This window comes from Pseudoxanthomonas composti (genome assembly GCF_004122095.1).
GTDB classification, from domain to species: domain Bacteria; phylum Pseudomonadota; class Gammaproteobacteria; order Xanthomonadales; family Xanthomonadaceae; genus Pseudoxanthomonas_A; species Pseudoxanthomonas_A composti.
In genome coordinates this window covers 131,088-158,012 of sequence record NZ_SAWZ01000006.1, presented here as the reverse complement: position 1 = coordinate 158,012, position 26,925 = coordinate 131,088, and the positions used below count along the sequence as shown (strand labels likewise).

At 68.3% G+C, this 26,925-nt stretch carries 25 protein-coding genes and 1 tRNA gene; 4 read left to right on the top strand and 22 right to left on the bottom strand.

What is annotated here, in order from left to right; all coding sequences use genetic code 11:
- Window positions 1-16 precede the first annotated feature (16 nt).
- Entirely contained in the window at window positions 17-2,164 is a 2,148-nt protein-coding gene (locus EPA99_RS12680; protein ID WP_129471598.1) for a RelA/SpoT family protein, read from the bottom strand.
- Between the two features lie 82 nt (window positions 2,165-2,246).
- On the opposite strand from EPA99_RS12680, the gene EPA99_RS12675 reads away from it, so the two are divergent.
- A complete protein-coding gene (locus EPA99_RS12675; RefSeq protein ID WP_129471597.1) occupies window positions 2,247-2,825 on the top strand; it encodes a hypothetical protein in 579 nt (192 codons plus the stop codon).
- A 376-nt stretch (window positions 2,826-3,201) separates the two neighbouring features.
- Here the strand turns inward: EPA99_RS12675 and hrpA are convergent, their stop codons facing one another.
- Window positions 3,202-7,404 carry an ATP-dependent RNA helicase HrpA gene (gene hrpA, locus EPA99_RS12670; protein ID WP_129471596.1) on the bottom strand — a complete coding sequence of 1,401 codons (4,203 nt, stop codon included), beginning with the start codon at window positions 7,402-7,404 and terminating at the stop codon, window positions 3,202-3,204.
- Window positions 7,405-7,484: 80 nt separating this feature from the next.
- Between hrpA and EPA99_RS12665 the strand changes: the two genes are divergently transcribed.
- The 3 genes from EPA99_RS12665 (at window position 7,485) to EPA99_RS12655 (ending at window position 10,627) form a co-directional block, all read left to right on the top strand.
- Window positions 7,485-8,033, top strand: a complete 549-nt coding sequence (locus EPA99_RS12665) for a Dps family protein (RefSeq protein ID WP_129471595.1) — start codon at window positions 7,485-7,487, stop codon at window positions 8,031-8,033.
- Between the two features lie 250 nt (window positions 8,034-8,283).
- Window positions 8,284-10,077, top strand: a complete 1,794-nt coding sequence (gene recQ, locus EPA99_RS12660) for a DNA helicase RecQ (protein ID WP_129471594.1) — start codon at window positions 8,284-8,286, stop codon at window positions 10,075-10,077.
- Window positions 10,078-10,192: 115 nt separating this feature from the next.
- Window positions 10,193-10,627 (top strand): hypothetical protein, encoded by a 435-nt coding sequence (locus EPA99_RS12655; protein WP_129471593.1) that lies wholly within the window; start codon window positions 10,193-10,195, stop codon window positions 10,625-10,627.
- Between the two features lie 74 nt (window positions 10,628-10,701).
- Here EPA99_RS12655 and EPA99_RS12650 read toward each other — a convergent pair whose 3' ends face one another.
- From EPA99_RS12650 to aspS, 20 genes are all read right to left on the bottom strand, one after another.
- Window positions 10,702-10,941 carry a hypothetical protein gene (locus EPA99_RS12650; protein ID WP_129471592.1) on the bottom strand — a complete coding sequence of 80 codons (240 nt, stop codon included), beginning with the start codon at window positions 10,939-10,941 and terminating at the stop codon, window positions 10,702-10,704.
- A gap of 128 nt (window positions 10,942-11,069) precedes the next feature.
- Window positions 11,070-11,145, bottom strand: a tRNA-Lys gene (locus tag EPA99_RS12645).
- A gap of 60 nt (window positions 11,146-11,205) precedes the next feature.
- The gene (gene queC / locus EPA99_RS12640) at window positions 11,206-11,871 is read right to left on the bottom strand and encodes a 7-cyano-7-deazaguanine synthase QueC (protein ID WP_129471591.1); all 666 of its coding nucleotides are present in this window, start codon (window positions 11,869-11,871) and stop codon (window positions 11,206-11,208) included.
- Window positions 11,872-11,944: 73 nt separating this feature from the next.
- On the bottom strand, window positions 11,945-12,628 hold the full coding sequence (gene queE / locus EPA99_RS12635) for a 7-carboxy-7-deazaguanine synthase QueE (protein WP_129471590.1): 684 nt from the start codon (window positions 12,626-12,628) through the stop codon (window positions 11,945-11,947).
- 104 nt (window positions 12,629-12,732) lie between these two features.
- Window positions 12,733-13,551 (bottom strand): tol-pal system protein YbgF, encoded by an 819-nt coding sequence (ybgF, locus tag EPA99_RS12630; RefSeq protein ID WP_206733754.1) that lies wholly within the window; start codon window positions 13,549-13,551, stop codon window positions 12,733-12,735.
- 21 nt (window positions 13,552-13,572) lie between these two features.
- Window positions 13,573-14,085: a peptidoglycan-associated lipoprotein Pal gene (gene pal, locus EPA99_RS12625; RefSeq protein ID WP_129471589.1), complete on the bottom strand. Its 513-nt coding sequence runs from the start codon at window positions 14,083-14,085 to the stop codon at window positions 13,573-13,575.
- Window positions 14,086-14,159: 74 nt separating this feature from the next.
- Window positions 14,160-15,497, bottom strand: a complete 1,338-nt coding sequence (gene tolB, locus EPA99_RS12620; protein WP_129471588.1) for a Tol-Pal system beta propeller repeat protein TolB — start codon at window positions 15,495-15,497, stop codon at window positions 14,160-14,162.
- Between the two features lie 87 nt (window positions 15,498-15,584).
- Entirely contained in the window at window positions 15,585-16,610 is a 1,026-nt protein-coding gene (gene tolA, locus EPA99_RS12615; protein WP_129471587.1) for a cell envelope integrity protein TolA, read from the bottom strand.
- Entirely contained in the window at window positions 16,600-17,040 is a 441-nt protein-coding gene (gene tolR / locus EPA99_RS12610) for a protein TolR (RefSeq protein WP_129471586.1), read from the bottom strand. Before tolR ends, tolA begins: the two co-directional genes overlap by 11 nt.
- Before the next feature lie 12 nt (window positions 17,041-17,052).
- Window positions 17,053-17,826: a protein TolQ gene (gene tolQ, locus EPA99_RS12605; protein ID WP_129471585.1), complete on the bottom strand. Its 774-nt coding sequence runs from the start codon at window positions 17,824-17,826 to the stop codon at window positions 17,053-17,055.
- A gap of 24 nt (window positions 17,827-17,850) precedes the next feature.
- A complete protein-coding gene (gene ybgC, locus EPA99_RS12600; protein ID WP_129471584.1) occupies window positions 17,851-18,285 on the bottom strand; it encodes a tol-pal system-associated acyl-CoA thioesterase in 435 nt (144 codons plus the stop codon).
- Window positions 18,266-19,306: a Holliday junction branch migration DNA helicase RuvB gene (gene ruvB, locus EPA99_RS12595; protein ID WP_129471583.1), complete on the bottom strand. Its 1,041-nt coding sequence runs from the start codon at window positions 19,304-19,306 to the stop codon at window positions 18,266-18,268. Before ruvB ends, ybgC begins: the two co-directional genes overlap by 20 nt.
- A 104-nt stretch (window positions 19,307-19,410) precedes the next feature.
- Window positions 19,411-21,333 carry a potassium transporter Kup gene (locus EPA99_RS12590; protein WP_129471582.1) on the bottom strand — a complete coding sequence of 641 codons (1,923 nt, stop codon included), beginning with the start codon at window positions 21,331-21,333 and terminating at the stop codon, window positions 19,411-19,413.
- Between the two features lie 58 nt (window positions 21,334-21,391).
- Complete coding sequence (ruvA, locus tag EPA99_RS12585; RefSeq protein WP_129471581.1) at window positions 21,392-21,979, bottom strand: Holliday junction branch migration protein RuvA; 588 nt, start codon at window positions 21,977-21,979, stop codon at window positions 21,392-21,394.
- A 148-nt stretch (window positions 21,980-22,127) separates the two neighbouring features.
- Entirely contained in the window at window positions 22,128-22,649 is a 522-nt protein-coding gene (ruvC, locus tag EPA99_RS12580) for a crossover junction endodeoxyribonuclease RuvC (protein ID WP_129471580.1), read from the bottom strand.
- A gap of 9 nt (window positions 22,650-22,658) precedes the next feature.
- Window positions 22,659-23,390: a YebC/PmpR family DNA-binding transcriptional regulator gene (locus EPA99_RS12575; RefSeq protein ID WP_129471579.1), complete on the bottom strand. Its 732-nt coding sequence runs from the start codon at window positions 23,388-23,390 to the stop codon at window positions 22,659-22,661.
- 65 nt (window positions 23,391-23,455) lie between these two features.
- A complete protein-coding gene (locus tag EPA99_RS12570; RefSeq protein WP_129471578.1) occupies window positions 23,456-24,100 on the bottom strand; it encodes an esterase/lipase family protein in 645 nt (214 codons plus the stop codon).
- A gap of 25 nt (window positions 24,101-24,125) precedes the next feature.
- Window positions 24,126-24,650 carry a GNAT family N-acetyltransferase gene (locus EPA99_RS12565; RefSeq protein WP_241688380.1) on the bottom strand — a complete coding sequence of 175 codons (525 nt, stop codon included), beginning with the start codon at window positions 24,648-24,650 and terminating at the stop codon, window positions 24,126-24,128.
- A 5-nt stretch (window positions 24,651-24,655) separates the two neighbouring features.
- Complete coding sequence (locus EPA99_RS12560) at window positions 24,656-24,931, bottom strand: DNA primase (protein ID WP_129471577.1); 276 nt, start codon at window positions 24,929-24,931, stop codon at window positions 24,656-24,658.
- A gap of 114 nt (window positions 24,932-25,045) precedes the next feature.
- Entirely contained in the window at window positions 25,046-26,803 is a 1,758-nt protein-coding gene (gene aspS / locus EPA99_RS12555) for an aspartate--tRNA ligase (protein ID WP_129471576.1), read from the bottom strand.
- Window positions 26,804-26,925 lie beyond the last annotated feature (122 nt).

Here is a 26,925-nt window from a genome sequence, read left to right as displayed (position 1 = left end):
GGGGCAGCTTAGAGGCTCAGCCTGAACGGCGCGCATGCTCCACCCCCGGCAGAGCGTCGAGCTTGCCCAGCAGGTTGGAGAGCTGGCCGTAGTCGGACACCTTCAGTCGCAGGCGCAGGCGCACCCGGCCCAGCCGCTGCGCGGTGTCGCTCTGGATCGACAGCACGTGCGCATCCTCCTGCGCGATGAGGTTGGTGATGTCCTTGAGCAACCACTTGCGGTCCACCGCGTCGATATGGGCATCGACCTCGTAGCCGCCACCGGCCACGCCCCACTCCACCGGCAGCACCCGCGGCGGATGCTGTGCGGCCAGGCGTCGGAAGGCGGCGCAATCGCTGCGGTGCACGCTCACCCCGCGGGTCTGGGTCAGGTAGCCGGAGATCGGTTCGCCCGCCACCGGCTGGCAGCACCTGGCCATCTGCACCAGCAGGTTGCCCACCCCCTGCACGGTAAAGCGCGAGGCTTGCGCGGGCGCGGCGCCGTGTCGCGGCGGGCGCGGGGCGGCCACTGCATTGGCCGATGGCTCCGGCGCGGCCGCGGCGCGCTGTTCCTCGGCCAGTGCACGCGAGACCTGGTTCGGCCCGGTGTCGCCCAGCGCGATCTGGATGTACAGCTCCTCCAGCGACTCGGCGCGGAATTTCTTCAGCACCCCGGCCATGTCGGCGTTGAGCAGGCCCAGCCGGCGCAGTTCCCGGTCCAGCAGCTCCTTGCCGGCCTGCACGTTGCGGGCGCGGTCCAGCTTGTGGAACCAACCGCGCACCTTGTCGCGCGAGCGCCCGCTGGCCAGGAAGCCGTTGGCCGGCAGCAGCCAGTCGCGCCGCGGCTCGGCCTCCTTGCCGGTCAGGATCTCCACCCGGTCGCCGCTGCGCAGTTGGTACCCCAGCGGCACGATGCGGCCATTGACCTTGGCCCCGCGCGTGCGGTGCCCGACCATGGTGTGCACGTGGTAGGCGAAATCCAGCACCGTGCCGCCGCGCGGCAGGTCGATGACCTCGCCCTTGGGCGTCAGCGTGTAGATGCGTTCCTCGGCCAGTTCCGAACTGAGCCCGCCGGACAGGCTCTCGCCTTCGGCGGTGTGCTCCAGCAGCTGGCGCATCCAGGCGATCTTGCGGTCGAAGGCCGCATCACCGCCGCCTTCCTTGTAGCGCCAGTGCGCGGCCACGCCGAGCTCGGCCTGGGCATGCATCTCGTGGGTGCGGATCTGCACTTCCAGCGTGCGACCTTCCGGGCCGATCACCGCCGTGTGCAGCGATCGATAGTCGTTGGCCTTGGGCCGGGCGATGTAGTCGTCGAACTCGCTGGGGATCGGCGGCCACAGCGCGTGGACCACGCCCAGCGCGGCATAGCAGGCGGCGACATCCTTGACTGCCACCCGCACCGCGCGCAGGTCGTAGAGCTCCTGGATCGGCACCTGCTTGCGCTGCATCTTTCGCCAGATGCTGTAGATGTGCTTGGGCCGCCCGCTGATCTCCGCGGCGATGCCGTGGCCGGCCAGCGCATCGCGCAGCTGGGCCTTGACCGCCTCGATGTACTGCTCGCGACCGGTGCGCTTGTCGTCCAGCTGCTTGGCGATGGCGCGATAGGTCTCCGGCTCCAGGTAGCGGAAGGACAGATCCTCCAGCTCCCACTTGAGCTGCCAGATGCCCAGCCGGTTGGCCAGCGGCCCGTGGATGTCGCGGGTGAGCCTGGCCAGGGCCACGCGCTGCTCCGGCGGATACAGCTCGGCCGCGCGCAGCCTGGCCAGCTGCCGCGCCAGCAAGATCGGCACCACCCGCAGGTCCTGCACGATGGCCAGCAGCAGCCTGCGCAGGCCTTCAGTGTTGCGCGCGTTGCCCTGCTCGGCGTGCAGCGCCCACACCTGGGCGGCGGCGTTCTGCCCATCCAGCAGCGCCGCCACCTGCGGATGCGCCGCCATGCGCGGCTTGTCCATCACCGACTGCAGCGCCGGCAAGGCGAACAGCAGCGCCGCGGCGGCCACCTCGCCATCGGCCGACAGGCCGCGCAAGGTGTCCAGCGTGCCGGCCACCACGCGCAGCGGGTCCGGCGCACCGCTCAGCACATCGCCCTGGGCCATGCGCTCGCCCATGGCCGCGTGCAGGTCGGCCGGCAGGCCGCCCTGTCGGGCCAGTTCGAGCAATGCGAGAGGTGAATCGATCGACGTCATGGAAAGCGTTGGGGGACGGGAGGCGGCATTGGCGACGCCCTCACCGAATACACTAACGGCCTCAGCACGAAGGAAACAGCCCATGTCGTCTCTGCGCAGCGCGCTCGTGATCGCCCTGTTCGCCCTTCCACTGCACGCCTGGGCCCAGGCCGGCGGCGGGACCGACCTCAAGCAGCAGATGAGCGCGACTGAGTTCAAGGCCGCCGGCCTCGAGCGGCTCAGCGCCGCCGAGTTGGCGGCGCTCAATGCCTGGCTGGATACACGGGGCTCAGCGCCGGCGCCTGCTGGCGCCGCGGCCACGGTGGCGCCCACGCCAGCCCTTGGCACCGCGGCGGCGGCGACCGCTGGCGATGCCGATGCGCTTGAACGCGCCCGCGAGGAAGGCCGCCAGGAAGTCATCCAGAAGAACCGCGGCTTCTTCGACTTCGGCAGCACCGAGCCAATCGAGTCCACCCTGGTCGGCGAGTTCCGCGGCTTCGGCAAGGGTCGTCGCTTCGTGCTGGCCAACGGCCAGGAATGGGAACAGACCGACACAGCCAGCCTGGCCGGCGTGCGCCGCAGCGAGCCGGAGGTCTCGATCAAGCCCGGTGTGCTCGGCAGCGTCTGGTACATGCGCATCGACGGCTACAACACCTCGGCCAAGGTCAAGCGCGTCAAGTAGCCGCGAGCGGCCTGGCGCGGGCCGGGCGTCGCTGGCAACGGGCCCCGCCGCCCCAACGACGGAGGCGCCGGGCCAACGCCTCATGCTTGGCCTCGGCGGGCAAACTTCGCGTTGTCCACTCGACGTCGTAGGGTGGATGACGCTCCTTCATCCACCATCGGGCGGCCCAGAGGGTGGTCGGGCGTGGCCGGCATCGGGTCCTGCCTCCCCCACGCCAAAAGGACCGGGCCGACCCTTCATGCGCGATCTAGGTGGACAAGCTTCGCGTTGTCCACCCTACGCCGTTTCGCGGTGTCCACTCCACTCCACGCGGCGGGTGGACGACGCGCTTGCATCCACGCTCGGGCGGCCAACGGCGGGCGTGGGCCCGCGCCGGTCAACGTAGCGCCGCCACCCGCTGGGCAAGCTTTTTCGGCGAGATGCCGCCGCGTGCGCCCAGCTCCTGGGCGAACAGCGACACACGCAGCTCTTCCAAGTCCCAGCGCAGCGCCTGCCAGGCCTGCTGATCGCGCTTGCCCAACAGGGCTGCCTCCTCCAGCGCCTCGATGAAGGGGGTCAGCTCCAGCATGCGTTGCTGGTCGCGCGCCGGATCGCGCTTGGCCCGCTCGGCGCGTAGCTTCATCGCCTTGAGATAGCGCGGAAACTGGGCCAGCGCCTCGGCCGGCGTTTCCCGCAGGAACCCCGGATGCACCAGCGCGGCCAGCTGCGCCTCCAGGTCGTCCAGGTTGCCGCGCGCCCAACCCATCAACGGGGCTTCCAGCTCGGGCTTGAGTTCGGCCACCGCGCCCAGGATGGCCTCTGCCAGCTTCAGCCGCTCCATCGCTTCGCTGAACAGCGCCTTGCCGGCGCTGTCGCGTCGCTGGGCGAAGCTGCCCGGGTCGCGGATCTGCTCCAGCCCGTCGGCCAGCACCGCATTCAACGCCGCATCGACGATGTCGCCACGCAGCCGCTCCTGCGATTCCAGCGCCGCGTACAGCAGCCCGGTCTTGGGCGAGACCGGCAGCTGCTTGCGCGCCTGCTTGACCTTGTCGGCCAGGGCGATCTCCAGCAGCCGACGCACGCCACGTGGATGCGAAGCCTGGGCCTGGTTGCGGTCGGCGAAGATGCGCAGGGCCGCCACATCGCCGGTATCCACCAGCGCCGGATACGCCGGCACCCCGGCCTCGCCAGGCACCTGCAGCGGGATCGCCACGGCGGGAAAGGCGTGCAGGCCCTCGGCCGCCATGTCGCGGCCGGCGCGCGCGGCGAATGCGTGGCCGGCACGCTCGCCGAAACGCGCGCGCAGCGCGTCCAGGTCGCGCGACTCGGCCAGCGGCTGGCCGCGGTCGTCGTGCAGGCGCAGGTTCATGCGCAGGTGCGGCTCCAGCGCCTGCTCGTCGAACTCCAGGGCCGACAGCTGGGTGCCGGTGGTCCTGGACAGGAAGCGCGCCAGCTCCCCGCGCAGGTCGTCGGCCGAGGGCGCGTTGAACGCCTCGTAGAAGGCCTGTCCGAAATCCGGGGCCGGCACGTAGTTGCGCCGCAAGGCCTTGGGCAGGCTGCGGATCAGGCCGGCGGCCTTCTCGGCGACGAAGCCCGGCGCCAGCCACGACAGCCGTGCCGGATCCAGCGCATTGAGCAGATGCAGCGGCACGTCCAGGGTCACGCCATCGTCAGGCGCGCCCGGCTCGAACCGGTAGTGCAGCGCCAGCCGCGCATCGCCCATCGGGAAGTACTTGGGATAGCGGTCTTCCTCGCTGCCCTCGCCCGGCAGCAGGTCACTCAGCGACCAGCGCAAGCCGCGCCGCTTGTCCTCCGGCAGCGCTTTCCACCAGGCATCCAGGCCGGCGGCCGAATGGATGTCCGAGGGAATGCGGTCCAGGTACCAGCGCGCCTGCCAGTCCTCGTCGGCGACGATGCCCGCGCGGCGCAGCTTGGCTTCTTCCTCGTGCGCGGCTGCCAGCACCTTCTGGTTGTCGGCCACGAAGGTGGCCCGGGTGTTGATCTCGCCCGGCACCAGGCCCTGGCGCACGAACAGCTCATGCGCCTCGGCCGGAGCGATGCGGCCGTAGTGCACGGGCTTCTTCGGCGCCAGCACCAGGCCGAACAGGCTGATCTGTTCCGAGGCCAGCACCTGCCCCTGCGCGCGCGACCAGTGCGGATCGAAATGCCTGCGCAGCAGCAGGTGCGGCAGCTCGGCAATCACCCAGTCCGGCTCGATGGACGCGTTGGTCAGGCCCCAGACCTTCTGGGTATCCAGCAGGGTGGCAGCGAGGAGCCAGGCGGGCGGTTTCCTGGCCAGCGCCGAGCCCGGGAACGGCAGGAAGCGCCGCTGGCGCGGGCCGAGGAAATCGCCCTTCTCGGTGCGATGACCGACCTGCGTGGGCAAGCCCACCAGGATGGCGCGGTGCAGCGACTGATAGGCCTGGGCGCGGACGCGCTCCGGAAAACCGGGAGGAAAACCGGGGTCAGAGTCGACTTTTCTCTCCTTGCCGCCGGTACTCGCAGCATCTCCGGGAAAAGTCGACTCTGACCCCGGTTTTCCTGCCGACTTCCCTTCGCGCGCCAGGCGCGCGGCCCGGTGCAGTTCACCGCGCGGAGGCCGCTGCGGCTTGGCTTCGCCCGGTGCCGCGCCCTGCGGCGATCCGGCCAACAGTGGCAGCAGCGAAGCGGCGGCTTCTTCCTGCGCCCAGCCCAGTTCCTCGCACAGCACCTGCAGCTGGCGATGCAGCTCGCGCCATTCGCGCATGCGCAGGAAGCCCAGGAAATGCTGTTCGCACCAGCCACGCAGCTTGGATTGGGTCAGGTCCTCATGTGCCTGCCGATAGCCTTCCCACAGCCGCAGGATGCCGACGAACTCCGAGCGCGCATCGGCGAACCTGGCGTGGGCATTGTCGGCCGCTTCGCGCGCCTCCGGCGGGCGCTCGCGCGGGTCCTGGATACCCAGGAAGGCGGCGATCACCAGCATCGGGCGCAGGCAGCCGGCCTTGTGCGCGGCCACCAGCATGCGCGCCAGCTTCACGTCCACCGGCAGGCGCGCCATCTGGCGTCCCACCTCGGTGAGCTTGCGCTGGCCGTGGTCCGGCTCGCTGACCGCGCCCAGTTCCACCAGCTGCTGCCAGCCATCGGCCACGGCGCGCTCGTCCGGCGGCTCCAGGAACGGGAAGTCCTCGATGCGCCCCAGCCCCAGCTGCAGCATGCGCAGGATCACCCCGGCCAGCGACGAGCGCCGGATCTCCGGATCGGTGAATTCCGGACGCGACTGGAAGTCGCTCTCGGCATACAGCCGGTAGCAGATGCCCTCGGCGATGCGCCCGCAGCGCCCCTTGCGCTGGTTGGCGCTGGCCTGCGAGACCGGTTCGATATGCAGGCGGTCCAGCTTCTGCCTGGGCGAATAGCGCTTGACCCGCGCATAACCCGGATCGACCACGTAGCGTATCCGAGGGACGGTCAGCGAGGTTTCTGCGACATTGGTGGCCAGCACCAGCCGGCGCTTGCTGCCCGGGTTGAACACCGCGTCCTGGTCCTTGGCCGACAGGCGCGCGTACAGCGGCAGCACTTCGGTCTCGCGGTACTTGCGCCGCTCCAGCGCCTGGTGGGCATCGCGAATCTCGCGCTCGCCCGGGAAGAACAGCAGCACGTCCCCACGCGGGTCGGCGCGGGTGATCTCGTCCACCGCCGCGACGATGGCTTCGTTGATGCTGAGGCCGGGATTGGGGGTGCGGGATTCGGGATTGGCAGAAGCACGAGCAGCCGAGCGCTGGCGACCATCGGCCGTTTCCAATCCCGAATCCCCACTCCCCACTTCCGGCTCATCCAAAGGCCGATAACGCACCTCCACCGGAAAAGTGCGCCCTTCCACGCTGATCACCGGCGCGCCATCGAAGTGCTGGGCGAACCTTGCGGTATCGATGGTGGCCGAGGTCACGATGACCTTCAGTTCCGGCCGCTTGGGCAGCAATTGCTTGAGATAGCCGAGCAGGAAGTCGATGTTCAGGCTGCGCTCGTGCGCCTCGTCGACGATGATGGTGTCGTAACGCGAGAGCCAACGGTCGCTGGCGATTTCCGCCAGCAGGATGCCGTCGGTCATGAACTTGATGCAGGTCTGCTCGCCGACGTTGTCGGAAAAGCGCACCTGGTAGCCCACGGCCTGGCCGATCGGAGTGTGCAGTTCCTCGGCTACGCGCCGGGCCACCGCACGCGCGGCGATGCGCCGGGGCTGGGTGCAGCCGATCATGCCGGCCACTCCGCGCCCAGCCGCCAGGCATAGCTTGGGCAGCTGGGTGGTCTTGCCCGAACCGGTCTCGCCAGCGATCACCACCACCTGGTGCTGGCGGATCAACGCGACGATGCGCTCGCCCTCGCGCGCGATCGGCAGCGCCTGGTCCAGGGTTACCGCCGGGATCTGCGCCGCCCTGGCCTCGCGCGCGGCCAGCGAGGCCGCCAGCGACTGCGCGAACCGCGCCTGCAAGTCGGCATCGTCAGGCTTGCCGCGCCAGCGCGACCACAGGCCGTGCAGCCGCCCCTGATCGCGGGTCAGGGCCTGGCCGATTGCCCGACGGGCGGCCGTCAGCTCAGCGTTCGATGGTTCGATAGAGGACATGGATCGTTCTGCGTGAATCTTTCGATGACACAAGCTGCACTAGGCTGGTTATTGTGACGCATCCCCTCCAGGAGCCCGACATGGCCAAGACCAAGACCCCCTCCAAGAAGCCCGAGAAGGCCACCCCGCTGGCGCAGACCGCGCCGAGCGCGCCCAACATCGATATCGGGATCTCCCCGGGCGATCGCAAGAAGATTGCCGATGGCCTGTCGCACTTCCTGGCCGATGCCTACACGCTGTACCTGAAGACCCACAACTTCCATTGGAACGTCACCGGCGCGATGTTCAACTCGCTGCACGTGATGTTCGAGACCCAGTACACCGAGCAATGGGGCGCCCTGGACGAGGTGGCCGAGCGCATCCGCGCCCTGGGCTTCAATGCGCCGGGCTCCTATCGCGAGTTCTCCAGCCTGACCTCCATCAAGGAGGAGCCCGGCCTGACCGACAGCGCCGACTGGCGCGAGATGGTGCGCCAGCTGGTGGTGGGCAACGAGGCGGTGTGCCGCACCGCGCGGCAGGTGCTGGACACGGCCGACGAGGCCGACGACGCCCCGACCGAGGACCTGATGACCCAGCGCCTGCAGACGCACGAGAAGTACGCCTGGATGTTGCGGTCGCTGCTGCAGTAAGCGGACGCCGTTGCCTGCGATGCAGGCACGCCTCCCAGCATTCGCTACGCAAATGCTGGGCCCCGCCTCGCATCTCCAATCCCCGCGCCTATCGGCGCGCCCCCTTACTAAGGGGGCTCCTGGTCTGAAACATCGTGCCTGCGACACAACACCCGGCTTCGGCTGGGTGTTGTTGTTTGGGGGTGTTTCCCACGGGGATGCGGGGTTGATCCCTACTTGGGTTGAGACGGCCAGCGGCTATCCTGTGCACATGCAGCAACGCGCCGTCGAACTCCTCCAACGCGTCTTCGGACATGCCGGTTTCCGCGGCGAACAGGCCGCCATCGTCGAGCACGTGGCCGGCGGCGGCGATGCCCTTGTGCTCATGCCCACCGGCGGCGGCAAGTCGCTGTGCTACCAGGTCCCGGCGCTGCTGCGCCAGGGCACGGCCATCGTCATCTCGCCCCTGATCGCCTTGATGCAGGACCAGGTCGAGGCCCTGCGCCAGCTGGGCGTGCGCGCCGAGTTCCTCAATTCCTCGCTGGAGGCCGCCGAGGCCGAGCGCGTGCAGCGGGCCCTGCAGGACGGCGAGCTGGACCTGCTGTACGTGGCCCCCGAGCGCCTGCTGACCCCGCGTTTCCTGGCGCTGCTGGACCGGGCCGAGATCTCGCTGTTCGCCATCGACGAGGCCCACTGCGTCTCGCAATGGGGCCACGATTTCCGCCCCGAATACCGGCAGCTGACGATCCTGCACGAGCGCTGGCCGCAGATCCCGCGCATTGCCCTGACCGCCACGGCCGATCCGCCGACCCAGCGCGAGATCGCCGAGCGACTGCAGCTGGAGGATGCGCGGTGGTTCGTCAGCTCCTTCGACCGCCCCAACATCCGCTACACCGTGGTGCAGAAGGACAACGCCCGCCGGCAGCTGGTGGATTTCCTGGATGCGCACCGCAGTCAAGCCGGCATCGTCTATTGCATGTCGCGGCGCAAGGTCGAGGAGACGGCCCAGTTCCTGAGCGAACGCGGCTACAACGCCCTGCCCTATCACGCCGGCCTGGACGCGTCGGTGCGCGCGGACAACCAGCGTCGCTTCCTGCGCGAGGACGGCATCGTCATGTGCGCCACCATCGCCTTCGGCATGGGCATCGACAAGCCGGACGTGCGCTTCGTGGCGCACATGGACCTGCCCAAGTCGCTGGAGGGCTACTACCAGGAAACCGGCCGCGCCGGCCGCGATGGCGAGCCGGCCCAGGCCTGGCTCTGCTACGGCCTGGGCGATGTGGTGCTGCTCAAGCAGATGATCGAGCAGTCCGACTCCGGCGAAGAACGCAAGCGCCTTGAGCACCGCAAGCTGGACCAATTGCTGGGCTACTGCGAAACCATGCAATGCCGGCGCCAGGTACTGCTGGCTGGCTTCGGCGAGGTCTACGCCACGGCCTGCGGCAATTGCGACAACTGCCTGCATCCGGTCACCGGCTGGGACGCCACCGTCGCCGCGCAGAAGGCGCTGAGCTGCGTGTACCGCAGCGGGCAGCGCTACGGCGTCACCCACCTGATCGACGTGCTGCGCGGCGGGGAGACCGAGCGCGTCAAGCAGCTGGGCCATGACCACCTGTCCACCTATGGCGTGGGCAAGGACCTGGATGCCAAGACCTGGCGCAGCGTGTTTCGTCAGCTGGTGGCCGGCGGGCTGCTGCAGGTCGATGGCGATGGCTACGGCAGCCTGCACCTCACCCCCGCCAGCCGCGCGGTGCTGACCGGCGGGCAGAAGCTGATGCTGCGCCGCGAACAGCCCACGACCCGCCGCGAGCGCGACGCGCCGGGCAGCATCGTCGTCGCCCCGCAGGACATGGGCCTGTTCCAGGCCCTGCGCGAGCTGCGCGGGCGCCTGGCCAAGGAACAGAACGTGCCGGCCTACGTGATTTTCCACGACAGCACCCTACGCACCATCGCCGAACAGCGCCCGCAGGACCTGCGCAGCCTGGGGCGGCTGGGCGGCATCGGCGGCAGCAAGCTCGAGCGCTACGGCGAGGCGGTGATCGACGTGGTCCAGCAAGCCGGCTGACGGAAAGTTCACGCGCGCCGCCATGCGCTGGCGCACACTGGCACCGACATATGCAGCGGCGATTCAAATGCCGGTTGCTAGCGTTGTCGCCTTGCCCGTGCCGCCCGGAGTCCACATGAAAGCCCTGCTGGTGATTCCCTTCCTGCTGCTTGCCGGCACTGCCTGGGCGCAGGACACGGCGCGCGAACTGGATCTGACGCTGCCCAAGGAGAACACCCCGTCTCCTTTCACCGCCGATCCGCCGGGAACCTATTACGGCGACAAATCCGGCCCCCGCCTGCCCGACCCGGGCGCGCGCGAGGACGGCATCGATCCGGACAAGGCGCAGATCCACGGCAGCTTCACCACCGGTATCGGCTACAGCTCGCGTGGCGGCAACAGCAACTTCAACGCCGCCAACCTCAATATCACCAAGGCCTACGGCGAGAACAAGGACAAGAAGGTCGGCGTCAGCATCAGCGTCAGCCAGTACGACGGCCCCGGCTACTTCGGTCCTGGTCCTTATGGCTCGCCATACGGCTACCCCGCCCCGCCGCCGTTCGGCTGGTAACCCTCAGGCCTCTCGCGATGAAGGACACGCGGTGGGCTAACGCCGCGGTCCAGCCGGTACAGACGACCGAAAGATCAGTCGGGTCGTGAACGAAAACTCAGCTGCCCCTGTGCATCCACGCCCACCACCGCCTCCAGACGGCGGCGCAGCTGTTCGTCCACCAGCTCCACCTCTCTCAAAGCACGCGTGACTACCTGGCTACTGAGCAACAGCCCCGTCGGTCCATATACCTGCAGTACACCGACGATCCCATCGATGGCGTGATCCACCGCATAGGTCGTCTCGATGGTGCAGTCGCCGACTTTGCGCTTCACAGCCGTTCCCAGGATCCACATCGCTCGCGGATAGCTTCCGGTGAAGTCCTGTGAGGACCCGTGAAATCAACGGGACATGCGCGCGCCGATGCTCTGTGTCCGGGTCAAGCCCGGAAACCGGGTGGCGATGGTGGGCCGTGATGGATTCGAACCATCGACCAAAAGATTAAAAGTCTTCTGCTCTACCGACTGAGCTAACGGCCCGGTTGCGTCACCGGCCGGCGTTGCGCCGGGCCGGCATTCTAGCGCAATGCGCGCCAGGCTTCACGTGTAGCGGGTGGGGTCGGCCACGCCGGCATCGATGAAGCCGGCCCTGCGCAGCGTGCATGCGTCGCAGTGTCCGCAGGCGCGCCCCTGCGCGTCGGCGCTGTAGCACGACACGGTCTCGGCGAAATCCACGCCCAGGCGGACGCCTTGGCGCACGATGTCGGCCTTGCTGAGGAACTGCAGCGGCGCATGCACGCGCAGCCCGGCGCCTTCCACGCCAGCCTTGGTCGCCAGGTTGGCCAGCGCCTGGAAGGCGGCAATGAATTCGGGGCGGCAGTCGGGATAGCCGGAGTAATCCACGGCATTGACGCCGCAGAAGATGTCGGCCGCGCCCAGCACCTCGGCCCAGCCCAGCGCCACGGACAGCATGACCGTGTTGCGTGCGGGCACGTAGGTCACGGGGATGCCCGCCCCTCCGGATTCGGGCACGTCGATGTCATCGGTCAGCGCCGAGCCGCCGATGCTGCGCAGGTCGACGTTGACCGTCTTGTGCGCGGCCGCGTGCTGGGTCTGCGCCACGCGCGCGGCGGCGTCCAGTTCGGAGGTATGGCGCTGGCCGTAGCTGACGCTCAGCGCGTACGGCGTGAAACCCTGCTCGCGGGCCATGGCCAGGACGACGGCCGAATCCATGCCGCCGGAGACGAGGACAACTGCTTTCTTCATGGTGTGACTCTTCTTGCCGGCGGGACAGGCCGGGGACTGCATAGCGTAGCGGCGTGGCGCGGTTTCGGCGGGGCTATCGGCCCGGCTCGTCGTTCCACAGCAGCTTGTGCAACTGCATCTGGAAGCGCACCGGCAGGCGGTCGGCGACGATCCAGTCGGCCAGCTCGCGCGGGGTGACCTCGCTCTTGCTCGGCGAGAACAGCACCATGCAGCGCTGGTGCAGGGCCTCGCGCAGGACGAGTTCGCGCGCCCATTCGTAGTCGGCCCGGCTGCACAGCACGAACTTGACCTGGTCGCGCGCGGTCAGCAACGGCAGGTTCTCCCAGCGGTTGCGGTGCTCCTCGGCCGAACCCGGGGTCTTGATGTCCAGCACCCGCGACACCCGCGGGTCCACCGCGCCGATGTCCAGCGCGCCGGACGTCTCCAGCGACACATCCAGCCCGGCATCGCACAGGCGCTGCAACAGGCCGATGCAGCGCTTCTGCGCCAGTGGCTCGCCGCCGGTGACGCACACATGCCGCACGCCGTGGCGGGCGACCTCTGCCAGGATGTCCTCGATCTCCCACCAGGTGCCGCCGTGGAAGGCGTAGGCGGTATCGCAGTACTGGCAGCGCAGCGGGCAGCCGGTCAGGCGCACGAACACGGTGGGCCAGCCGGCCGCGTCGGCCTCTCCCTGCAGGGACAGGAAGATCTCGGTGATCTTCAGGCGGTCCAGGGGGGACTGGACGATCTCGCTGGGGATGGCGGCGGCGTTCATCGGTTCTGGAAAATGACAGGCCACCGCGGCGGCGACGCTGCAGTGGCTTGGGGGTCTTGCGTCGATTGTCGCACCGGCGCGCGGCGCGCCTGGTGGCGTGATGCTTAGCGCAGCTGGCCGAGCTGGATCGAGCGCAGGCGGTCGTTGGCGGTACGCGCCACGTCGCTGTTGGGATACTTGCCGATCACGTCCTTCAAGGTGCCCTCGGCCTGCTGCACCTGGCCAAGGCCGTACTGCGCCAGGCCGAGCTTCAACATCGCGCCCGGGGCCTTGTCGTGTGTCGGGTACTGACCGAGCAGGCCGCGGAACTGCTGGGCGGCCATCTCGTAGTTCTGGGTCACGTAGTAGCTCTCACCCAGCCAGTACATGGCGTTGGGCGCGTAGACGCCACTGGGATACAACTCAAGGAAACTGGTGAACAGGTTCGCCGCATCGGCGTACTTGCCGCCCTTCAGCGCATCGAAGGCCACGTTGTAGGCAGTACGCTCGTCGGCGGCCTGGGCCATGACACCCGGGTCCCCATGCACGGCAGGGGCGCGCTCGGGCGCGGTCGCGCCGGCCGGCGGCGGGTTCGACGCTGAAGGCGGTGCGATCGGCGGGGTGTTCCCTGCCGGCGCGGCAGGTGCGCCGGCAGCCCCACCCTCAAGACGTCCGATCCGGCCGTCGAGGTCCAGGTACTGGTCACGCGCACGCTGCTTGAGTTGTTCGTTCTCGTTCTGCAACTGCTCGATCGTGCCGCGCAGCGAGGTGACCTCGTTGCGGAGCTGATCCAGCTGGTTGAGCAGCACGGTATTGCCCTGATTGGCCTGCGCCTGCGACTCCAGCGCCGCGACGCGATCGGCCAGACTCTGGCGTTGCGCCAAAGCCGGCGCGGCGACCCCCAGGGTCGCCGCGACGGTCAGGATGAGACCTTTCAAACGCATGGCGCTCATCATCAACGCCGATTACTTGGCGGTGTAGACGATTTCCACGCGACGGTTCTGGGCCCAGCAGTCCTCGTTGGACTCGGTGCAGACCGGACGCTCTTCGCCGTAGGACACCACGGTCAGCTGGCTGGCCGAACCACCGCTGGCCTGCAGGGCCGAGGAAACGGCGTTGCCGCGACGCTCGCCCAGGCCGACGTTGTACTCGCGCGAACCGCGCTCGTCAGCGTTGCCTTCCAGGGTGATGCGCGAGGACGGACGGTCGCGCAGGTACTTGGCGTGGCAGGACATGATGGCCTGGAACTCCGGCTTCAGGGCGTCCTGGTCCAGATCGAAGTAGACCACGCGCTGGCGCAGGCAGGCATCGGTGTCCAGATCGCTCGGGCCGTACAGGCCGGAGGTCGGGGCCGGAGCCGGGGCAGCCGGCGGCGGGGTGGTTTCAGCAGGTGCGGTTTCCTTGACCTGCTTCTTGCAGCCGGCCAGCACGGCCACAGAAAGAAGCGACAACATGACGACGCGGGTGGTGGTGTTCATGAGATTTCCTGAAAGAAAAGACTCGGTGCGGTGTATGAATCAAACAGCAGCGGGATTTTAACCCTTAATTAAGCTTAGGGAGTAGTGCTCGCGGGGGTCTGGGTCCGATAGGGGGACCAGGCCGGCTCCCGAACGTCGCCGTCGGCCAGCACCAGGCGCTGGCGCACCCGCGCATCGGCGGAGACGGCATACAGCACGCCACGACGGCCTTCGCGTGCGGCGTAGAGGATCATGCTGGCATTGGGCGCGAAGCTGGGCGACTCATCCAAAGAGCCCGGCGAGAGCGTGCTCCAGCGCGGCGAACCCAGGCTGCTGTCCATCATTGCAATCCGGTAAGTGTTGCCGCTGCCCTGGGCGACGGCGATCTTCTTGTCGTCGTAGGAGACGGTGGCCGTGGCGTTGTAGCTGCCCTGGAAGGTCACACGGCTGGCGCTGCCGCCGGTAGCCGGCGCCTTGTAGATCTGCGGGCGGCCACCGCGGTCGGAGGTGAAATAGATGGAGGAACCGTCAGCGCTCCAGGTCGGCTCGGTATCGATGCCGTACTGATTGGTGATCTGGGTCAGCGCCTTGCTGCCCAGGTCCATCACGTAGATCTCCGGGTTGCCGCTGCGCGAAAGCGTCAGCGCCAGCTTGCGGCCATCGGGCGAGAACGCCGGGGCGCCATTGATGCCGCGGAAGCTGGCCACGTGCTCGCGTCCACCGGTGGCGATGTCCTGGATGTAGATCGAGGAGTTGCCGCTCTCGAAGCTCACGTAGGCCAGCTTGCGGCCATCCGGGCTCCACGAAGGCGACAGCAGCGGCTCGGCCGAGCGCACCACGGTCTGTGGGTTGAAGCCGTCGGAGTCGGCCACCATCAGCGCGTAGCGGGCGCTGTTGCCCAGACCGGTCTGGGTCACATAGGCGATGCGCGTCCAGAACGCGCCGCGGATGCCGGTGATCTTCTCGTAGATGGCGTCGGCCATCTGGTGGGCGACATCGCGCATGGCGCTGGAACGCGCGGTCATGGCCAGGCCCAGCATGCGCTCGCCCTTGGCCACGTCGTAGAGCTCGTACTCCACGCGATAGGCGCCGGCACCGCCGTCGAGCACACGGCCGACCACGATGTAGTCCTGCTTCAGCGCACGCCAGGTCGGAAACTGGATCTCACTGCCCCGCACCGGCTTTTCGACGATGGCCGACTCGGCCAGGGTGCGGAAGGTACCGGAGCGGTCCAGGTCCGCGCGCACCACCTGCGCCACATCGGTGGTCGGGGCCGTGCCCGAGCCCTGGTACGGCATCGGCACCACGGTGATCGGCGTGGCCGAGGCGCTGCCGCCGACAATGTCGATTTCCAGTCCCTGTTGCTGGGCCGAGGCGAGGAGGGGAAGCAGGAGGGCAACGAGAGATGCCAGCCAGATCGGCAGTTTCTTCATGGGTCTGGTGCGCGGATTCAAGGGTGCGGAAGGGATAACAAGGCAAGGATGAACACTTTCGCAATCGTGAACGAAAAGCGACGTGAACTACCGATCCCTGGCCTCGAAGTTGAAGTTGAGCTGGCGCGTGAAGACCGTCTCGAACCCGCGATAAGGCAGCGGCTGGGCGGCGAGGACGGCGCGCTCCAGCGAATCCTGGCCCGCCTGGTCCATCGGGCAGCCCGGCTGGACTTCGGCCTTGATCACCTCCCCGCCCGGCAGCTGGGTGATGCTCACCCGGCACCGGGTCCCCAGCGCCACCGAATCCGGACGGCGCCACTGCTGTAGCACCGCCTGCTGGATCGCCGCGGCGTACTTGGCGCGCAGGCTGTCGTCGGTGCCGTTCTGGCCGGTCTGCGGTGCGGCGGTGGCTGCCTGTGCGCTGCTGGCCGCGGCCTGCTGGCTGGCGGTGCGCGCGCGCGCGTCGGTGAGCTGGCGCAGTTTCTGCTCGGCCAGGTCGGCCTCGCGCGCGGCCTGCGCGCGCGCCTTGCGGATTTCGGCCAGCTTCTTCTGGCGGTCGTCCTCTTCCTGCTGCTTGGCCAGGCGTTGCACGCGCTCGGCCTCTTCCTGGCGCTTGCGCTCGGTCAGGTCGATCTGCTCCTGGCGACGTTTCTCTTCCTGTTCCTTCTCGGCCTTTTCCTGGGCGATGGCCAGGCGGCTGGCCGCCTCCTGCGCCTCGGTGTCCGGGTCGGGGATACGCTCCTGCGCCACCTGCTGCTGCGGCACCGGCGAATCCTGCGGACGCGGCTCGGGCAGGGGCTGCGGCGGCGGCACGGTTTCTTCCTCGGCCACCTGGGTGACCGGCTGCGGATCGGGCTCGGGCTTGGGCGGCACCTTGGAGGCTTCCTGCACCGCGCGCTGCACCGCGCGCGCATCGGCGGCGGACATCTCCAGGGACGCTTCCACCGCGGGCGAGCCGGCCGCGGCCTCGGCCTGTTCGCTGTCCCAATGGAACCAGGAGGACAGGATGATGATCAGCAGCAGCAGGACATGCACGCCGATGGCCAGGCCCACGGCCGGGCCCAGCCTGTCGCGCGGATCGCGGTCGCCGTAGCGGGAGACGTCAGCGTGCATTGCCACCGGGCTTGCTCATCAGGCCGACCTTGGTCACGCCAGCACCGGCGACCAGGTCGGTGGCTTCCACCACGCGCTGGTAGCTGGTCTCGCCCGAGGCGCCCAGGAACACCGGCACGTCCTTGTTCTGCTCGACGAAAGCCTTCAGGCGCGCCTGCAGCTCTTCCTTGGAGTACTCCTGGATTTCCGCATCCTTGAGCTTGAGGAAGAAGCGCCCGTCCTGGTCGACGGTGACGATGATGGGATCGGCCTTGCTTTCCACCGAGCGCGCGTTGGATTTGGGCAGGTCCACGTTCACCGCCAGCGTCAGCATCGGCGCGGTCACCATGAAGATGATCAGCAGCACCAGCATGACGTCGATGTACGGCACGACGTTGATTTCGGACTTGAGCTTGCGGCGCTTGCGAAGGCGCGAGATGGCACCGGCCATGGGTGTCTTTCCTTATTCCTCGCCGCCCTGGCGCTGGAGGATGGAGCTGAACTCCTCGGCGAAGGTTTCGTAGCGCACCGAGATGCGCTCCACGCGGGTGGTGAAGCGGTTGTAGGCCCACACTGCCGGGATCGCCACGAACAGGCCGATGGCGGTGGCGAACAGGGCTTCGGAAATGCCCGGCGCGACCGCGGCGATGCCCGCCTGCTCGCCGCTGTTGAGCATGTCGTGCATGGTGACCATGATGCCGAACACGGTGCCGACCAGGCCCACGTAGGGGGCGGTCGAGCCGATGTTGGCCAGCAGCTCCAGGTTGCGCTCCAGCTGGTCCACTTCACGCGCGTAGGTGGCGCGCATCGCGCGCTGGGCGCCTTCCAGCTGCACGCGCGGGTCGACCCGGCGCTTGTCGCGCAGGCGGGTGAACTCGCGGAAGCCGGCTTCGAAGATCGCCTCCAGGCCGGTCACCACGCGGTTGCGGTCGGTGGCCGCCGAATACAGCTTGTTGAGGTCCGCGCCGGACCAGAAGCGGCTCTCGAACTCGTCGGCGTCGCGGTTGGCGCGCTTGAACACGCCGGCCTTGCGGAAAATGATCACCCAGCTGACCAGCGAGCCGACCAGCAGCAGCAACACGATGATCTTGACCGGCAGGCTGGCCTTGAGCAGCAGCTCCAGGTAGTTGATGCTGGTCTGCGCGGTGGCGGCGGTCGCCTGCTGTGCAGCATTGACCGTCTCCTCGGGCAGGGCTTGCACTACGGTGTCCTGCAGGGCCAGGAGCATTCCAATCATCCGTCGTTACCTCGGTGCTTCGTGTCAGGGTGTGGAGGGGATTTCGAGCGATTTGAAGGTGTCGTACAGCGCGTCGGACAAGGCCACCGGGCGGAACGCGGCGCTCAGCGAGGCCACCCGCACCTGCGCCTTGAGCAGTGTCTCCTCGCCCCGGGTGACGGCCTGGTCGAAGATCACGCTGGCCCGCCGGCACTGGCGCACCTGCACCGACACCTGCAGCAGGTCGTCCAGGCGCGCCGGGCGCAGGAAGTCCAGCTGCATGGCGCGCACGGCGAACACCAGGTCCTGCTCCAGCCGCAGCGTTTCCTGGCTATACCCCAATGCACGGACCCACTCGCTACGCGCGCGCTCCAGGAACGCCACGTACTGCGCGTGGTAGACCACCCCGCCAGCATCGGTATCTTCCCAATAGACGCGTGTCGGCCAACTGAACATGGCATCAACCGGCATCTTCGACATCCTCGAACAGGTCTGGACTGCCAGCGCGCGGCTTCAGGCCCAGGTGACGGTAGGCGCGCTGGGTGGCCATGCGGCCGCGTGCGGTGCGGATCAGGAAGCCTTGCTGGATCAGGTAGGGCTCGATCACGTCCTCCAGGGTGCCACGCTCCTCGCTGAGCGCGGCGGCCAGCGATTCCACGCCCACCGGGCCGCCGTCGAAGCTGTCGACGATGACCCGCAGCATGCGCCGGTCCAGCTCGTCGAAGCCCTCCGGATCGACCTTGAGCATGCGCATGGCCGCATCGGCCACCTCGCGGTCGATGCGGCCACCGGCCTTGACCTGGGCGAAGTCGCGCACCCGGCGCAGCAGGCGGTTGGCGATGCGCGGCGTGCCGCGCGAGCGCCTGGCGATCTCCGCCGCGCCGGCCGGCTCGCATTCCATGGCCAGGATCTTGGCCGAGCGCTGCACGATGCGGGTCAACTCCTCCGGCGAGTAGAACTCCAGCCGCTGGACGATGCCGAAGCGGTCGCGCAGCGGCGCGGTCAGCAGGCCGGCGCGGGTGGTGGCGCCGATCAGGGTGAACGGCGGCAGGTCGAGCTTGATCGAGCGGGCCGCCGGGCCCTCGCCGATCATGATGTCGATCTGGAAGTCCTCCATCGCCGGATACAGCACTTCTTCCACGACCGGCGAGAGGCGATGGATCTCGTCGATGAACAACACATCGTGCGGCTGCAGGTTGGTCAGCAGCGCGGCCAGGTCCCCGGCCTTTTCGATCACTGGGCCCGAAGTCACCCGCAGATTGACCCCCAGCTCGTTGGCGATGACATGGCTCAGCGTGGTCTTGCCCAGGCCGGGCGGCCCGAAGATCAGCACGTGGTCCAGCGACTCGCCGCGGCCCTTGGCCGCCTGGATGTAGATCTCCATCTGCTCACGCACCGGCTGCTGGCCGAGATAGTCGGCCAGTCGCTGCGGGCGGATGCTGGCATCCACCGCGTCGTCCTCACGGGTGGCGGCAGCGGCGATGAGGCGGTCCTGGGTCATGCGGCTATGGTAAGGCGAGGAGTGAGTGGAGAGGAGTGAGGAGTGAGCAAGAGCGAAGGCATGCTTCCCCTCACTCCTCACTCCTCTCCACTCACTCCTCGCCCTCAGATCTCCACCTGCGCCCCCAGCTCCACCAGCCGGTTACCGGGGATGCGGAAGAAGCCGGTCGCCGGGGCGGCGTTGCGGTGCATGGCAGCGAAGAGCTTGTCGCGCCAGATCGGCATGCCGCGGTGGGCGCTGGCCACGATGGTCTCGCGGCTGGCGAAGAAGGTGGTGTCCATCGGGTCGAAGTACGGCCCGCCCTTGTCGCAGGAACGCATCAACGCCAGCGGCACGTCGGGGGTTTCCATGAAGCCGAACTTGACGATGACGCGGTAGAACTCGTCGCCGATCTCCTCGATCTTCAGGCGTTTGTCGGCAGGCGCGTACGGCAGCGGCAGCGTGTCCACGGTCAGGAACACGTTGCGCTCGTGCAGCACCTTGTTGTGCTTGAGGTTGTGCAGCAGCGCGTGCGGCACCATGCCGGTCTGGGCGGTCAGGAACACCGCCGTGCCGGGCACGCGCACCGGCGGGGCCAGCATCAGCCCGGGCAGGAAGCTGTCCAGGCCGATGCCGTCCTTGCGGATCTCCGTGCCCAGCAACTCGCGGCCGCGGCGCCAGGTGCGCAGCAGGGTGAACACCACCACACCCAGGGCCAGCGGGAACCAGGCGCCATCGAAGAACTTGGCGCCATTGGCAATCACGAAGCCCAGGTCGACGATGAAGAACAGCACGCACAGCGGCAGTACCCAGGTGCGCCACTTGGGCCACAGCGCACGCGCCACCAGCGCCAGCAGCAGGGTGTCGATCAGCATCGTCGCCGACACCGAGATGCCATAGGCCGTGGCCAACCGTGTCGAGCTGCCGAAGGCCAGCACCACCGCCAGCACGGCCAGCATCAGCATCCAGTTCACCCCCGGCACATAGATCTGGCCGATGGTGTCGTGCGAGGTGTGCTTGACCGTCATGCGCGGGATATAGCCCAGCTGCATGGCCTGGCGGGCCACCGAGTAGGCACCGGTGATCACCGCCTGCGAGGCGATCACCGCGGCCATGGTGGCCAGGATGATCATCGGGTACAGCGCCCACTCCGGCACGGCTTCATAGAAGGGGTTGCGCACCGCGGCCGGGTTCTCCAGCACTAGCGCGCCCTGCCCCAGGTAATTCAGCATCAGGCACGGCAGCACCATGATGTACCAGCCATAGCGGATCGGCCGGGCGCCGAAATGGCCCATGTCCGCATACAGCGCCTCGCCGCCGGTCACGGCCAGCACCACCGCGCCCAGGATCAGCACCGAGTGCCAGCCATGGGTCACGAAGAAGTTGAAGCCCCACACCGGGTTGAAGGCCTTGAGCACCTCCGGGTCGCGCAGGATGTTCCAGACGCCGATGGCGCCCAGCGAGAGGAACCACAGGATGCAGATCGGGCCAAAGGCCTTGCCGATCTTCTCGGTGCCGAAGCGCTGTGCGGCGAACACCAGCACCAGGATGGCCACGGTGATCGGCACGATCCAGCTGTGCAGCGCCGGTGCAGCCACCTCCAGGCCCTCCACCGCGCCCAGCACGGAGATGGCCGGGGTGATCACGCCATCGCCGAAGAACAGCGAGGCGCCGAAGATGCCGAGGATGCCCACCACGTAGGCCGACTGCCCGCCCTTGGGCAGGGTGCGCTGGGCCAGGGTCATCAGGGCCATGATGCCGCCCTCGCCGTCGTTGTCCGCCCGCATGATGATGGTGACGTACTTCAAGGTCACGACCACCACCAGCGCCCAGAACACCAGCGAGAGGATGCCCAGGATGGTGTCGTGGTTGCCGACCAGGCCGAAGTGCGGCGAGAAGGCTTCCTTCAACGTGTACAGCGGGCTGGTGCCGATGTCGCCGAAGACCACGCCAATGGCGCCGACGACCAGCCCGGGCAGGCCTTTGTTGCCTTGCCCGTGGTGCGCGGCCGCAGTGGCGCTGGAGGCCTGGGTGGAGGAATCTGCCATGGGGAGCGCTAGCCTACTGCGGACGGGGTGACGGAAAAGAACCGAAAATTCACGCAGCTCAGCGCAGGGCCGACTGCAGCGCCTTGCGGATGATCATGGCGGCATCGTCGCCGGCGGCCGCGGCCTTCTGTGCCATGCGCAAGGCCTCGGCCGGCTTGTAGCCCAGCTGTTGCAGGGCGATGACCGCCTCGGACTGCGGATCGTCCGGAATCGTGGTCAGGGTCGCGCCTGCGCCGCCCAGGTCGGCGGCCTTGTCGCGCAGCTCCAGGACCATGCGCTCGGCGGTCTTCTTGCCGATGCCGGGGATGCGGGTCAGCGCGGTGACATCGCCGGCCTGCACCAGGCGGGCGAACTCGTCCACGCTGACCCCCGACAGGATCGCCAGGGCGATCTTGGCGCCGATGCCGGTGACCTTCTGCACGTCGCGGAACAGCCGCCGCTCGCTCTCGCGCAGGAAGCCGTACAGCGAAACGCTGTCCTCCTTCTGCGCGTAGTGGGTGAACAAGGTGACCTCGCGGCCCAGCTCGGGCAGGTCGTAGATCGTGCTCATCGGCGCTTCCAGCTCGTAGCCGACCCCGCCGTTGACCTCGATCATCAGCCACGGCGGTGCCTTGGCGACCAGGACACCTCGCAGGCGGCCGATCACGCGAGGGCTCCGGTAGAGCCGGGACCGGGGACCGGGGACCAGGGACCCGGGAAAGCGGCGCCTTCTGCACCGGGTTTCCGCGCGCGGGCATCTGCTTTTCCCCGGTCCCCGGTCCCCGGTCCCCGGTCCCGGCCTTCCACGCTGTTCATCATTTCCTTCCCCAAGCCTGGCGCACGTCCACGCCCAGGCGGTTGGCGGTGGCACGGACATGCGCATGGGTGATGGCCACGGCCAGGGCATCGGCCGCATCGGCCTGCAACTTGATACTCAGGCCCAACATCGCCCCGACCATGTGCTGGACCTGGGCCTTGTCCGCCCCGCCCCGCCCGACCACGGCCAGCTTGATCTCGCTGGCGGCGTACTCGCTGACCGGCAGGTCGCGCAGGACCACCCCGGCCAGGGCGGCGCCGCGCGCCTGTCCCAGCTTCAAGGCCGAATCGGCGTTGCGGGACATGAAGACGCGCTCGATCGCCACCTCCTGCGGCTGCCACTGCTCGATCACCTCGCCCAGCCCGATCAGCAGGCGACGCAGGCGCGCGGCGAAGTCGCCCTCGCCCAGCAGCCGCAGCGGCGCATGGAACACATGGGTGGTGCGCCCGCTGGCATCGACGTCGACGATGCCGACCCCGGTGCGTTGCGAGCCCGGGTCGATGCCAAGGATCCTGGTCACGTCAGGCTGTTACGCGTAAGCGTCCTGGCCCAGATCCGCGTTGGAGTACACGTTCTGCACATCGTCCAGGTCTTCCAGCATGCCCAGCAGCTTGGTGACCTGCGGAGCGGTCTCGGCGTCCACGGCGATATCGTTGTCGGCGCGGAAGGTAATCTCGGCATAGCCAGGCTCGAAGCCGGCGGCGGTGAGCGCCTGCTTGACCGCTTCGAAGGCCTCCGGGGCGGTGATCACATCGATGGCGCCGTCCTCCGGATACACCACCACATCGTCCGCACCCGCCTCGATGGCCGCCTCGGTCAGCGCGTCCTCGTCGGCGCCGCCGGCAAAGCTGAGCACGCCGAGCTTCTTGAACATGAAGGCCACCGAGCCCTCGGTGCCCATGTTGCCGCCGCACTTGCTGAAGGCATGGCGCACGTCGGCCACGGTGCGCACGCGGTTGTCGGTCAGGCAGTCCACGATCACCGCCACGCCGCCGGGCGCGTAGCCCTCGTAGCGGACGTTCTCGTACTCCACGCCCTCCAGCTCGCCGGTGGCCTTCTTGATCGCGCGCTCCATGACGTCCTTGGTCATGTTGGCCGACAGGCCCTTGTCCATGGCCGTGCGCAGCGCCGGATTATTGGCCGGGTCGCCGCCCCCGCTGCGCGCCGCCACGCTGATCTCGCGGATGATCTTGGTGAACACCTTGCCGCGCTTGGCGTCGGTGGCGTTCTTGCGGGCTTCGATCGACGGGCCTCTCCCCATTGCGGACTTCCAGCTGGTGCATGTGGCGAAGCGGCAATTTTACCCCGATTGCCGGGCGCTGGCGGTCATTGGGACCGAAGGGGCTCAAAGCGCCCCTGTCGCAGGAAGCAGGCCGCCTGGCGGGCGGCCGGGGCCGAGAACACCAGGCCGGTGTGGCTGGCCGGCACCAGGCAGTGGTCGGCCAGCCCATCCAGGCGGGTCTCGGCCAGGGCCACGGTGCCGTCCGAATCGCGCCCCAGCCCGCCGATCAGGCGGCCGATGCCGTGCGGAATGCTGCCGGCGACCATGCCGACCTCGGTCGCGCCCTGCCACGGCTCGCAGCCCCGGTGCAGCAGGCTGCCGCTGCGCCCGAGCACCAGCCCGGCCGCGCGCCAGCGACGCAGCCCGCGCGCGGTCGCGCTGCCGCACAGCGGCGAGCCCAGGCAGACCAGGCGCGGTACCGGCAGGCCTGGGTGCCGACGCAGGGCTTCCAGCGCCACCAATCCGCCCAGGCTGTGCCCGACCAGATGGGTGGGCGGCCCGTCCGCCAGGCGCTGCGAAAGCGCTTCGACCGCCGCCTCGGGGCCGCCGAGGATGCTGGCATAGCCGAACACCGACACCTGAAACCCTTCAGCCCGCAGTTTCCACGCCAGCGGCAGCAGCCAGGCGCGCGCATTCCAGATGCCGTGGAGAAGCAGCACGCGGTCGCAGGGCGCCGGCGCTGCGTCCATCAGGCAGCAGGCGCCGTCGCGGGGATCATCCGGCGGGCCGGCGCAGGATGAATTCCAGGTCGCGGGTCTTGCCGACCGGGAACTCGTAGGTGCCGACCTGGGTGAAGCCGTGGCGCGCATAAAAGCGCTGGGCGCCGAAGTTCTCCGACCACACGCCGATCCACAGGGTGCGCGGGCCATCGCGCAAGAGCCAGGCCATGGTGGCGTCGAACAGGCGCGAGCCGCGTCCGCCGTTCTGATGCGTGGCCAGCAAATACAGCCGCTTCAGCTCGCCATCGCCAGGGGCGAGATCGTCATGCGGCAGGCCGCAGGGGCCGGCGGCGGAATGACCGATGGCCACGCCGTCCTCTTCGGCCAGGAACACCGCGTAATCCGGATGCGACAGGATCACCCGCTGCTTGTCCACCGCGTAGGCATCTTCGAGGAACTCGGCCAGATCCTCCGGCGGATACAGATGCCCGAAGGTCTCGGTAAAGGTGCGACAGGCCAGCGCCGACAGCGTGGCCGCATCCTCGACCGTAGCGCGGCGGATGGTCAGAACCGGCGTCAAGGCGCTCACTCCTTGCCGTGCGGCTCGTGGGCTTCTTCGTCCTCGTCCTCTTCTTCCTCTTCTTCGTAGTCCTCGTCGTCTTCGTAATCCTCGACGCCGAAGTCTTCGCCATCCCAGCGGCCCTCGCCATCGACCACGAAGGTCAGCGCCATGGTCGCCGGGCTATTGCCCACGCGCACCAGCCAGCCGCCGAACACGCGGGCGCGCTGGGTCACCAGGCCAGGCTCGGCGCCTTCGTTGCCCAGGCTTTCCCACTCGAGCGAAAACGGAACGTCGGTCATTTCTTGGTTGTCCTGTTGTTGGGTGCTAGGAACGAGTGGAGAGGAACGAGGAACGAGTGAAGAACTGCGCCATGGCTGGATTTGGCGGATGCATTTCCACTCGTTCCTCGTTCCTCATCCCTCGTTCCTCTTCTCGCGCACCTGGATATGCACTTCGGCCAGCTGCGCATCCGGGATCGGCGAGGGCGCGTCGGTCATCAGACACTGCGCGCCGGTGGTCTTGGGGAAGGGAATGACATCGCGAATGGACTCGGTGCCGGCCATCAGCGCGGCAATGCGGTCGATACCGAAGGCAATGCCGCCGTGCGGCGGCGCGCCGTAGTTGAGCGCGTCCAGCAGGAAGCCGAACTTGGCGCGCGCTTCCTCTGCGCCAATGCCCAGCAGTTCGAACACCGCGCTCTGCATTTCCGGGCGATGGATACGGATCGAACCACCGCCGATCTCGTTGCCGTTGAGCACCATGTCATAGCCGCGCGAGACCGCGGTCTTGGCGTGCGCGCGCAGGTCGTCGATCGAATCCACGGCCGGCGCGGTGAAGGGGTGATGCAGGGCGACGTAGCGCTGCTCCTCATCGTCCCATTCAAACATCGGGAAGTCGGTGACCCACAGCGGCGCCCAGCCCTCCTTGACCAGGCCGAAGTCCTTGCCGGCCTTCAGCCGCACCGCACCCATGAAGTCGCTGACCTTGTTGTAGGCCCCGGCACCGAAGAACACCAGGTCGCCGTTGCCGGCGCCGACGTGCGCGATCAGCGCGGCGAACGCGTCCTGCGCAAAGAACTTGGCGATCGGCGAGGTGACCTCGCCGGTTTCGGCGATCTTGATGTAGGCCAGGCCCTTGCTGCCGTACTTGGCCGCGTGCGCGGCGTACTCGTCGATCTGCTTGCGCGACAGCGTGGCCCCGCCGGGGATGCGCAAGGCGGCCACGCGGCCATCGGCATCGTTGGCCGGGCCGGTGAACACGGAAAACTCGCTGTCCTTGACCAGCTCGGCCACGTCCACCAGCTCCAGGTCGATGCGCAGGTCCGGCTTGTCCGAGCCGTAGCGACGCATCGCCTCGGCCCAGGTCATGCGCGGGAACTGCGCGGCCAGGTCGACATCGACCACTTCCTTGAAGATCGCGCGGATCATCTCCTCGACGAAATCCTGCACGTCGCGCTCGCGCACGAAGGCGAACTCCATGTCCAGCTGGGTGAACTCCAGCTGGCGGTCGGCGCGCAGGGCCTCGTCGCGGAAGCAGCGCGCGATCTGGTAATAGCGGTCGAAGCCGGCCACCATCAGGATCTGCTTGAACAGCTGCGGGCTCTGCGGCAGGGCATAGAACTCGCCCGGATGCATGCGCGCCGGCACCAGGAAGTCGCGCGCGCCTTCCGGGGTGGCCTTGGTCAGGATGGGGGTCTCGATGTCCTGAAAGCCGCGCGCATCCAGATGGCGGCGCAGGGCCTGCACCAGCTTGATGCGGGTGCGCTGCATGCGCTGCATCTCCGGGCGGCGCAGATCCAGGTAGCGGTACTTCAGGCGGGTTTCCTCGCCCGGGTTCTCATGGGCATGGAACGGCAGCGGCGCGGCCTTGTTGAGCACGGTGATGGCGTTGGCGATCACCTCGACCTTGCCGGTCTTGAGCTTGTCGTTGACGGCATGGCGCGCGCGCACCACGCCCTGGACCTGCAGCACGTCCTCATAGCCCAGCGAGGCGGCGGTCTTGAACACCTCGGCGTTGTCCAGCTCGACGGTGACCTGCACGATGCCCTCGTGGTCGCGCAGGTCGATGAAGCACACGCCGCCCTGGTTGCGGGCCACGTCGGTCCAGCCGGCCAGGGTGACGGTTTGGCCGATCAGGGTCTCATCGACCAGGCCGCAGAAGTGGGTACGCATGAACTTGGAACTCCGGAAAGACACCGGCGCCGAGCGAGCCGGAAAGCCGGTCATTTTGGGGTGCCCGGGCGGCGGCGGCAAATCCCGCCCTTGGCTCACCGGGCTTTCAGGCCCGGCGTGGA